Genomic DNA, 646 nt, shown 5'->3' with positions numbered 1-646 from the left:
TACAATATGTGCGAGAATATCGAACTTATGAAGAAATTGCGGCTGATTTTGGTATTCACGAAAGCAACTTAATCCGTCGGAGTCAATGGGTTGAAGTAACTCTTGTTCAAAGTGGTTTTACGATTTCAAGAACTCCTCTCAGTTCTGAGGACACGGTAATGATTGATGCGACGGAAGTAAAAATCCATCGCCCTAAAAAACAATTAGCGAATGATTCTGGTAAAAAGAAATGCCACGCTATGAAGGCTCAAGCGATTGTCACAAGTCAAGGGAGAATTGTTTCTTTGGAGATCACTGTGAACTATTGTCATGATATGAAGTTGTTCAAAATGAGTCGCAGAAATATCGGACAAGCTGGTAAAATCTTGGCTGACAGTGCTTATCAAGGGCTTATGAAGATTACCCTCAAGCACAAACTCCACGTAAATCCAGCAAACTCAAGCCGCTAACAGCTGAAGAGAAAGCCTATAACCATGCGCTATCTAAGGAGAGAAGCAAGGTTGAGAACATCTTTGCCAAAGTAAAAACGTTTAAAATGTTTTCAACAACCTATCGAAATCATCGTAAACGCTTCGGATTACGAATGAATTTGATTGCTGGTATTATCAATCATGAACTAGGATTCTAGTTTTGCAGGAAGTCTAAT

The 646-nt window shown here is 39.2% G+C and carries 1 pseudogene; it reads left to right on the top strand.

Features of this window, described 5'->3' with window-relative positions:
* A pseudogene (locus tag HT715_RS07705) lies at positions 1–628 on the top strand (IS5 family transposase); the annotation flags it as partial.
* Positions 629–646: the final 18 nt, after the last annotated feature.

This window comes from Streptococcus sp. 4155, from assembly GCF_013276695.1.
GTDB classification, from domain to species: domain Bacteria; phylum Bacillota; class Bacilli; order Lactobacillales; family Streptococcaceae; genus Streptococcus; species Streptococcus pseudopneumoniae.
Note: the sequence above shows the minus strand (reverse complement) of the source record. Positions and strands in the feature narration are given on the sequence as shown.